This window comes from Streptomyces sp. NPDC059037 (assembly GCF_042740015.1).
Lineage (GTDB): Bacteria > Actinomycetota > Actinomycetes > Streptomycetales > Streptomycetaceae > Streptomyces.
This window is the reverse complement of the sequence record NZ_JBHYIG010000190.1, coordinates 10,332-19,362: the sequence shown is the minus strand read 5'-3', so window position 1 is coordinate 19,362 and position 9,031 is coordinate 10,332. Positions and strand designations below refer to the sequence as shown.

The 9,031-nt window shown below is 72.4% G+C and carries 8 protein-coding genes and 1 pseudogene; 7 read left to right on the top strand and 2 right to left on the bottom strand.

All coding sequences use genetic code 11. The features are described 5' to 3' along the window. The first annotated feature begins 187 nt into the window (after positions 1-187). On the top strand, positions 188-634 hold the full coding sequence (locus tag ACFWY6_RS30965) for a nitroreductase family deazaflavin-dependent oxidoreductase (protein WP_384697270.1): 447 nt from the start codon (positions 188-190) through the stop codon (positions 632-634). Between the two features lie 119 nt (positions 635-753). Then, a complete protein-coding gene (locus ACFWY6_RS30960) occupies positions 754-951 on the top strand; it encodes a hypothetical protein (protein WP_384697267.1) in 198 nt (65 codons plus the stop codon). 44 nt (positions 952-995) lie between these two features. Here the strand turns inward: ACFWY6_RS30960 and gndA are convergent, their stop codons facing one another. Next, positions 996-2,438: an NADP-dependent phosphogluconate dehydrogenase gene (gene gndA, locus ACFWY6_RS30955; protein ID WP_384697264.1), complete on the bottom strand. Its 1,443-nt coding sequence runs from the start codon at positions 2,436-2,438 to the stop codon at positions 996-998. 159 nt (positions 2,439-2,597) lie between these two features. Between gndA and ACFWY6_RS30950 the strand changes: the two genes are divergently transcribed. Together ACFWY6_RS30950 and ACFWY6_RS30945 are read left to right on the top strand one after the other, a co-directional pair. Continuing rightward, positions 2,598-3,569, top strand: coding sequence for an acetylxylan esterase (locus tag ACFWY6_RS30950; protein WP_384697261.1), 972 nt, complete (start codon positions 2,598-2,600; stop codon positions 3,567-3,569). Positions 3,570-3,710: 141 nt separating this feature from the next. Beyond that, positions 3,711-4,943, top strand: a complete 1,233-nt coding sequence (locus ACFWY6_RS30945; RefSeq protein ID WP_384697258.1) for a transglycosylase family protein — start codon at positions 3,711-3,713, stop codon at positions 4,941-4,943. A 64-nt stretch (positions 4,944-5,007) separates the two neighbouring features. Here the strand turns inward: ACFWY6_RS30945 and ACFWY6_RS30940 are convergent, their stop codons facing one another. Then, complete coding sequence (locus tag ACFWY6_RS30940; RefSeq protein WP_384697255.1) at positions 5,008-6,036, bottom strand: DMT family transporter; 1,029 nt, start codon at positions 6,034-6,036, stop codon at positions 5,008-5,010. Positions 6,037-6,456: 420 nt separating this feature from the next. Between ACFWY6_RS30940 and ACFWY6_RS30935 the strand changes: the two genes are divergently transcribed. The 3 genes and pseudogenes from ACFWY6_RS30935 to glgA all read left to right on the top strand — a co-directional run. Further along, a complete protein-coding gene (locus tag ACFWY6_RS30935) occupies positions 6,457-7,185 on the top strand; it encodes a class I SAM-dependent methyltransferase (protein WP_384697252.1) in 729 nt (242 codons plus the stop codon). 30 nt (positions 7,186-7,215) lie between these two features. After that, positions 7,216-7,971: an IucA/IucC family C-terminal-domain containing protein gene (locus tag ACFWY6_RS30930; protein ID WP_384697249.1), complete on the top strand. Its 756-nt coding sequence runs from the start codon at positions 7,216-7,218 to the stop codon at positions 7,969-7,971. A 52-nt stretch (positions 7,972-8,023) separates the two neighbouring features. Then, positions 8,024-9,031 (top strand): annotated as a pseudogene (gene glgA, locus ACFWY6_RS30925) (glycogen synthase); the annotation flags it as partial.

Here is a 9,031-nt window from a genome sequence, read left to right as displayed (position 1 = left end):
GGGGGGAGCCCCCCCCCCCGGTCGCCGAATATCCGCGGCCCCTGGGGGGGCGCGGCGCGAAACCCGCGGCGCGGGGGGCGGGGGGTCGGGGGGGGGGCGGGCGGCTCGGCGTTCGAGTCGGGGCGGTTCGACACCCCCCCCCCCCCCCCGTACTCGACCGCGTACTCGGCGTCGACAGGGAGTGGACATGGTTCAGCGGGGCGAAGAAACCGTGATCAGCCCGACGGGCTGGGTGGCCAAGCAGGCCAAGTTGTACGAGGAGTCCGGCGGCACCAAGGGCGCCGAGGTCATGGGTGCGCCCTGTCTGCTGCTCGACTACCGCGGCCGCCGCACCGGACAGTGGCGCCGCACCGTGCTCATCTACGGCCGTGACGGCGACGACTACCTGATCGTGGCGTCCAACGGCGGCGCCGCCGAGCACCCTCTGTGGTACCGCAACCTGGTGGACGAGCCCGACGTACGGCTCCGCGTGGGCACCGAGGAGCGGTTCACCGCCCGCGCCACGACCCTCTCGGCCGCGGACAAGGCCAGGGTCTGGCCGGGCCTGGTCGAGCTGTTCGCCCCCTATGCGGAGTACCAGCGCAAGACCGATCGGGACATCCCCGTCGTACGGCTCAGCCGCACCGAAGGCTGACATCGGGCGGCGCGGGGACGCGTGGACTCGGCGGGCGTGGGCACGCGAGGCGGGAGACAGTGGACGCGTCCGACCTCCGGACCCCGCAGACCGACCTCCGAACCCCGCTGGAGGACCCCATGACCCATCCCTACCCCGACCCCGCGCCGCCCTCGCCGTTCCCGGACCCGAACGGGCCGATCCCGGCCCCGGACCCCAATCGGCCCATTCCCGTCCCGGACCCGGTGCCGCATCCCGAGCCTGCGCCCGTGCCGCAGCCGCCCCCGTCCCCGGTCCCGCAGCCGCCGGGACCGGACACGGAGCCGAAGCCGATGTGAGGCCCGCCGGGAGGCGCTAGGACCGCACCTCCGAGCGGTCACAGCTAGGACCGCACCTCCGAGCGGTCACCGCCCCACAGCGTGTGGAACGACCCCTCCCGATCCGTACGCCGATAGGTGTGCGCCCCGAAGAAGTCCCGCTGCCCCTGCGTCAGCGCGGCCGGCAGCCGGTCCGCGCGCAGCGCGTCGTAGTAGGCGAGGGCCGCCGAGAAGCCCGGCGTGGGGACGCCCTGCCGGGTGGCGGCGACGAGGACCGCGCGCCAGTCGTCCTGGGCCGCGCCGATCTCCTGCGCGAACGTCGCGTCCGAGAGCAGGCTCGGCAGGTCGGGGCGGGCGTCGTAGGCGGCGCGGATGCGGTCAAGGAAGGCGGCCCGGATGATGCAGCCGCCGCGCCAGATGGCGGCGACCGCGCCCAGGTCGATGTCCCAGCCGTACTCCGCGCTGCCCGCCGCGATCTCGTGGAAGCCCTGCGTGTACGACACGATCTTCGAGGCGTACAGCGCCTGCTCGACCTGGTCGGCGAACGCGCGCGCCTCCGCCTCGCCCAGCGGCTTCGCCGTGGGGCCGGGCAACTCCCGTGACGCCGCCCGCAGTTCGGTGTGCCCCGAGAGCGAGCGGGCGAACACCGCCTCGGCGATGCCCGACACCGGCACGCCCAGATCCAGGGCGATCTGCACGGTCCAGCGGCCCGTGCCCTTCTGCTCGGCCTGGTCCTGCACGACGTCCACGAACGGCCTGCCCGTCGCGGCATCGACGTGGCTGAGGACCTCCGCCGTGATCTCGATCAGATACGAGTCGAGGCGGCCGGTGTTCCAGGTGCGGAAGATGTCCGCGATCCGGGCGGGGGAATAGCCCCCCACATCGCGCAGCAGCTGGTACGCCTCGGCGATCAGCTGCATGTCCGCGTACTCGATGCCGTTGTGCACCATCTTCACGAAGTGCCCGGCGCCGTCCGGGCCGACGTGCGTGACACAGGGGGCGCCGTCCTCGGCCTTCGCCGAGATCTTCTCCAGCATCGGGCCGAGCGCCGCGTACGACTCCCCGGAGCCGCCCGGCATGATGCTCGGGCCGAGCAGCGCGCCCTCCTCGCCGCCCGAGACACCCGTGCCGACGAAGTGGAGGTCCTGCTCCCGCAGTTCGCGCTCGCGGCGCCGGGTGTCCGCGAAGTGCGCGTTGCCGCCGTCGACGATCATGTCGCCCGGTTCCAGGAGCGGCGCGAACTCCCGGATCACCGCGTCCGTGGGCTCGCCCGCCTTCACCATGACGACCAGACGGCGCGGGCGTTCGAGCGCGGCGACGAACTCCTTGGCGGTCTCCGTGGGGATGAAGTCGCCCTCGTCGCCGAACTCCTCGACCAGGGCTCGGGTCCTGGCCGCCGTGCGGTTGTGGAGGGCGACCGTATAGCCGTTGCGGGCGAAGTTCCGGGCGAGGTTGCGTCCCATGACCGCGAGGCCCGTGACACCGATCTGGGCTGACGTACTGCTCATGCCGTGGCTCCTGGAAGTGCTGCTGGAAGTGCTTCTGTAGGTACTTCTGGAGGTGCTGCTTGAGGTGCTTCTGGAAGTGGACGTGCCGATGGTGTTCGCCAGTATTGCCCCGCGGCGTAGCGTGACATTCCGACACTGTCTCCGACGAAGGAGCAGCCCGTGCCCCATTTCGACATGCCGCTGGACGAACTCCGCCGCTACCGGCCCGATCTGGCGGAGCCGGACGACTTCGACGCGTTCTGGGAGAAGACCCTTTCGGCGGCACGCGAGCACGACCTGGACGCGCGCTTCGACCTCGTGGACGTTCCGCTGAGCACGGTCGACGTCTTGGACGTGACGTTCGCCGGGTTCGGCGGCCACCCCGTCAAGGGCTGGCTGATTCTGCCCGCGGGGACGAGCGAGCCGCTGCCCGCCGTCGTCCAGTACATCGGCTACGGCGGCGGACGCGGACTTCCCCACGAGCGTCTGCTGTGGTCGGCGGCGGGCTTCGCGAATTTCGTGATGGACACCCGGGGCCAGGGCAGCGGCGGTTCGGTGGGCGACACCCCGGATCCGGTCGGCAGCGGACCGGCGTATCCGGGCTATATGACGCGCGGCATCGAGGACCCGCACGAGTACTACTACCGCCGCGTCTTCACCGACGGTGTACGTGCCGTCGAGGCGGCCCGCGCCCATCCGCTGGTCGACGGCTCGCGGGTGGCCGCGATCGGCGGCAGCCAGGGCGGCGGCATCACGCTCGCCGTCGGCGGGCTCGTCCCGGACCTGGCGGCGATCGCGTGCGACGTGCCGTTCCTGTGCGACTTCCCGCGCGCGACCACCCTCACCGACCGGCCGCCGTACAGAGAGATCGCTCTCTATATGCAGGCAAGGCGCGGCTCCGAAGAGAGCGTCTTTCAGACACTCTCCTACTTCGACGGGGTGCACTTCGCGGCGCGTGGCCGGGCGCCCGCGCTCTTCTCGGCGGGCCTGGAGGACCTCACGTGCCCGCCGTCCACGGTGTTCGCCGCGCACAACGCGTATGCGGGGGCCGAGCGGTCGATGGAGGTGTACGCCTTCAACGACCACGAGGGCGGCGGCCCCCACCAGCAAGGTGTCCAACTCCGCTGGCTCGCCGAGCACTTGACGGCATGACCGGCCGGAGTCCCCTCGGCCTCGCACCCTTGTCATGGATCGGTCGGAGCGGCTAACTTGCCGCCTTGTCGTGTGTCTGATGTGACCAGTCCGGCCCGACGGTTCCGACCTGACGTGATGTGTGTGACCGAGGGGGCTCTCATGGCCGTACGCGGCCGGCACCGCCGGTATCAGCCGAACCGGATCAACCGAGCGTCGCTGACCGTCACGGCGGGCGGCGCGGGGATGGCGCTTCCGCTGATCGGCACCGGGACGGCGAACGCCGCCGACGTCGACACCTGGAACAAGGTCGCGGCGTGCGAGTCCACCAACAACTGGAGCATCAACACCGGCAACGGCTACTACGGCGGCCTCCAGTTCAAGCAGTCCACCTGGGAGGCGTACGGCGGCACCGCCTACGCCCCGCGCGCCGACCGCGCCACCAAGGACCAGCAGATAGCCGTCGCCGAGAAGGTCCTTGAGGCGCAGGGGCCGCGGGCCTGGCCGGTCTGCTCCGAGCGGGCGGGCCTGACCCGGGGCGGCGACGCGCCGGACGTCACGCCGATGAGCGCGCCCAAGAAGGCTGCGAAGGCGCCCCAGCGCGAGGTCAAGGACGTCAAGCCGGAGGTGACACCGCAGTCCACCGCCGGAACCGCCCGGATGTACACCGTCGTACGCGGCGACACGCTCTCCGGGATCGCCGACGAACGCCGAGTGGGCGGCGGCTGGCGGCAGTTGTACGACACCAACCGCGAGGTCATCGGCTCCGACCCCGACCTGATCACACCGGGCCAGCGGCTCGCGCTGCACGCCGCGCAGAAGAAGAGCGGCCAGCCGGGGGCGGGCCACCGCACCGAGCCGAAGCAGCGGGCCGAGCCCAAGCCGAAGGCCGACCCCAAGCCGAAGCCCAGGGCCGAGCCCAAGCAGCGGGCCGAACCGAAGCCGAGGCCCAAGGCCGAGCCCCGCAAGGCGAAGCCGGCCCAGGCCGCCCAGGGCTTCTCCGCCCCGGTGGCCGCGTCCCCCAGCACGCCCTACCGCGCGGCGGGCGGTTCCTGGTCGAAGGGCTACCACACGGGAGTCGACTTCCCCGTGGCCACCGGCACCTCCGTGAAGGCCGTCGCCGGGGGCACCGTCGTGTCGTCCGGCTGGGGCGGCTCGTACGGCTACGAAGTGGTGATCCGGCACGCCGACGGCAAGTACTCCCAGTACGGCCATCTCTCGGCGCTCACGGTGAAGGCGGGGCAGAAGGTCGGCGCCGGGCAGCGCATAGCGCGCTCGGGGTCCACGGGCAACAGCACGGGCCCGCATCTGCACTTCGAGATCCGGACGGGGCCCGGCTTCGGCTCGGACGTCGATCCGCTGGCCTATCTGCGCGCGGGCGGCGTACGGATCTGAGCGACGCCCCCGGAACGCCGGAAGCCCCCTGAGTCCGAGACTCAGGGGGCTTCGACGACGCTTGTCAGGAGCCGATGCGTTCCCGGTGATGGCGGGTGTGGCGGAACAGCACCCGCCGGTGCGGACCGGGCGTGGGCTGTGCGGGCACGGCGGGCAGCTCGTGCGCCCGCACATCCCCGGCGTCCACGACTGGCTTCGGCTCCGCGGGCACGCGCCCGCCCTTGGCCACCGGCACGCTCGCCCCGGGCGCCGGCTGGTCCTCCGTGGCGATCCGCTCCGTGGTCAGCAGGATCAGACCGCCCGCGGCGACGACGCCGAAGCCCAGCGCCACAGCCGTACCCGCGGTGCCGTAGCGGAACGATTCACCGAAGAGCGTGAGCCCCACCGCGGCCGCCACGACCGGATTCACCACCGTCACCGTCGACAGCGGCGCCGCGAGGCCCGCACCGCGGTACGAGGCCTGCGAGATGAGCACCCCTGCGCCCGCGAGGACGGCGATCACACCGAGGCTCGGCAGCTGCCGCGTCAGCGGCTCGTGCTCCGACCAGTCCACCGCGACGGTCTTGGTGAACACCGAGGCGATGCCGAAGGCCACGCCCGCCGCGCCGGCCAGCAGCACACTGCGCACCACCGGATGCCGGTGCACGGCGTGTGCGAGCACCATCAGGGCCAGGACGGCGCCGCCGGTGGCGAGCGCCACCATGACCCGCTCGGCGTTGTCCAGGGACTGCGCGTCCGCGGCCTGGGTCAGCGACAACAGGCCCGCGAGCCCAACGGTCGCCATGATCGCGCCGCGCCAGGCGGTGGCCCCTGCCTTGCGGCGCACGAAGACGGCGGCCATCGGCAGGGCGAAGACGATGGTCAGGGCGCCGAGCGGCTGCACCACACTCAGCGGCCCGTACGCGAGCGCCACCACGTGCAGCAGCGCACCGAGGCTGTTCAGCGCGATGGCAACCCACCACATGCCGCGGCGCAGCGGTGCGTACCGCCGCTCCGGCGTGGTCACCGCGACGCGCTCCTGAAGGATCGCTCCGCCCGCGTAGGCGACGGCGGACACGAGGGAGAGCAGCACGGCCACCGTGAGGGCATTCATGAGGTGCTCCACGGTGTGCGATAAGCCCTGTGGGCCCGGGGCGTCCGGCGCGGCGAACGGTCGGCTTCCATACCCTCTACGATCTCGCGGATTCGGCTCCACGTCGTCGTACCTCAGCAGGCATTGGGTCCTACTGCCGATGGAGTACGACCCGCCAGATGTCCTCCCACGGGTGGGTTACGGAGTAGTTCGGTGGATCATCCAGAATCTCGAAAATTCTTCCGCGAGCGGAGCCGTGAACGGCCCCGTGCGGGCCCCTCGCCGCGGCTCGGACGACCGCTCCCGGGTGGTCCGGGGCGCAGTCCTTCGGCGGGTCTCAGGCCCTCCCCAGAAGCCCGCTCGCGCCCTCGCGAAACAGCGTCTGACCTGGGCTTTCGTCTAGATCGCCGATACGATTTCCGCTCGTGGAAAGGGGTCCGGATGCACCGGAACATACGCAGTGTCGACGACGTCCTGAAGCTCCTGGACGGCCTGTTCGCGCCGGAAGCGGACCGCTGGACCGCCGACGCCGCGGACTGGTGGGACGGCTTCTACGACGACCGCTCCCGGCAGGTGCCCTTCTTCGTCGCGAAACCGGACGAGAACCTGGTCGGGTACCTGGACCGGGGCCTGATCGAGCCGGGCCGCGCCCTGGATCTGGGCTGCGGGCCGGGCCGCAACGCCCTGCACCTGGCCGCCGAGGGCTTCCGGGTGGACGCCGTCGACCTCTCCCCGGCGGCCGTCGCCTGGGCCGAAGAGCGGGCCCGTGAGGTGGGCGCGGACGTCCGGTTCCACTGCGGCGACGCCTTCGAGTTCACGGCGGACGAGCCGGCAGGACCGTACGACCTGATCTACGACTCGGGCTGCTTCCACCACCTGCCGCCGCACCGCCGCATCAGCTACCTCGCCCTGCTCGACCGCCTCCTGGCGCCCGGCGGCCATCTCGCCCTCAACTGCTTCGCCGCAGGGGAGATGGGCTCCGAGCTGCCCGACGCGGACTTCTACCGCGCCTCCGGCCTGCGGGGCGGTCTCGCCTACACACCGGAGTCCCTGCGCTGGATCTTCTCCGACCTCACGGAGGTCGAACTGCGCCGCATGCGCGACGAGCCGCCCGAGTCCGCGCACTTCGGTGAGCCCTTCCTGTGGACGGCGCTGTTCCGCCGGGCGTAGCGCCGACGTGTCCGCCTAGGCTCTGCTGTCGTGAAACACCACGTCGGCAACCACCACATCGACCTGGCCGAAGTCGCTTCCGTCGGCGGCTTCTTCGCCCTGCGCACGGGCACACCGCCGGACGGCGCCCAAGTGACGCCCCTGGCACGGGTGTATGCCGGGGAGAGCGGCCCCCTCGCGTTCCGCGTGGCCAAGGTCGGCGCGCGGCTCGGCGCCCCCGACGAGCGGGTGGCCGTGTCCGTGGCGCAGCTGGGGCTCGCGGCACGGCTGTGGTCGGTGGCGCTCGGGTCGGCCGCGCTGCACGGCGAAGTGCCGGACCTCGACCCGGCGCTGCTGCACTGGGACGCCGACGGCAGCTCGCCCGACGACCTGTGGCTCACCGACGTACGGGGCAGGACCGCCGACGCCGCCGCCGTCCGCGACGCCGTCCAGGAGAGCCATCTGGCGCCCCTGGCCGACGCCCTGCGCGCCCGCTACCGCATCTCCGCCCGCCTGCTGTGGGGCAACGCGGGCTCCGCGCTCGCCGGCGCGGCCCGCGAACTGCACACCTGGGCGCGGCGCACGGGACGTACCGAAGCGGGGGAGCGCGCCCTGGACCTGGCCGCCGAGCTCTTCGCCCACCCCGACCTGCGCGGCGCCGGAACCCTCGACGGCACGGCCTTCCGGCGCCGCAGCTGCTGCCTCTACTACCGGTGCCCCGGCGGCGGACTGTGCGGCGACTGCTGCTTCGAGCGGCCGCCCCACAGGTCCGTGCGGGACTCTTCCCCGCCGGGCGCTTCTGGGTGACCATGAGGAGGCGAACGGCCGACGGAATGGGCGGACGGACGGGGGCTTCTGCGTGCGAGTGGGACTGCTCACCCGGGAGTATCCGCCGGACGTCTATGGCGGCGCCGGAGTCCATGTCGAGTTCCTCGCACGGGAGTTACGCTCCCTGATCGACGTCGACGTGCACTGCTGGGGAGAGCCGGACACCGCCGTCGACGGACTCACGCGGCACCAGGCCTGGGAGGCGCTCGAAGGCGCCAACGACGCCCTGCGCACCCTCTCCGTGGACCTCTCCATGGCGGCCGCGCTCACCGGCTGCGACCTCGTCCACTCCCACACCTGGTACGCCAATCTCGCGGGCCACATCGGCAGCCTCCTGCACGGCGTCCCGCACGTCATGACCTCGCACTCCCTGGAACCCCTGCGCCCCTGGAAGGCCGAGCAACTGGGCGGCGGCTACGCCCTGTCCGGCTGGGCCGAGCGCACCGCCGTCGAGTCGGCGGACGCCGTGATCGCCGTGTCGCACGGGATGCGCGCCGACATCCTCGACTGCTACCCGGCCGTCGACCCGGCCCGCGTGCACGTCGTCCACAACGGCATCGACACCGACCTGTACTGCCCCGTCCCCGGCGTGGACGTCCTGGAGAGCCACGGCATCGACCCCGGGCGCCCCTACGTCCTGTTCGTCGGCCGCATCACCCGGCAGAAGGGCGTGCCCCATCTGCTGCGCGCCGCCGCCGAATTGGACCCCGCGGCCCAGCTCGTGCTCTGCGCCGGAGCCCCGGACACCGCGGAGATCGACGCCGAGTTCCGCACCCTCTTCCAGGGGCTCAGTCGTGCGCGCGGGGGAGTCCACTGGATCCCGGAGATGCTGCCGCGCCGGCAGATCGTCCAACTCCTCAGCCGGGCCCGGGTGTTCGTCTGCCCTTCGGTGTACGAGCCGCTCGGCATCGTCAACCTGGAGGCGATGGCCTGCGGCACACCAGTGGTGGCATCGGGGGGGGGGGGCGGCCCCCCGGGGGGGGGCCCGCGCGGCGGCGGCGGCCCCAGCGCCGCCCCCGGGCGGCTGTAACACAACACA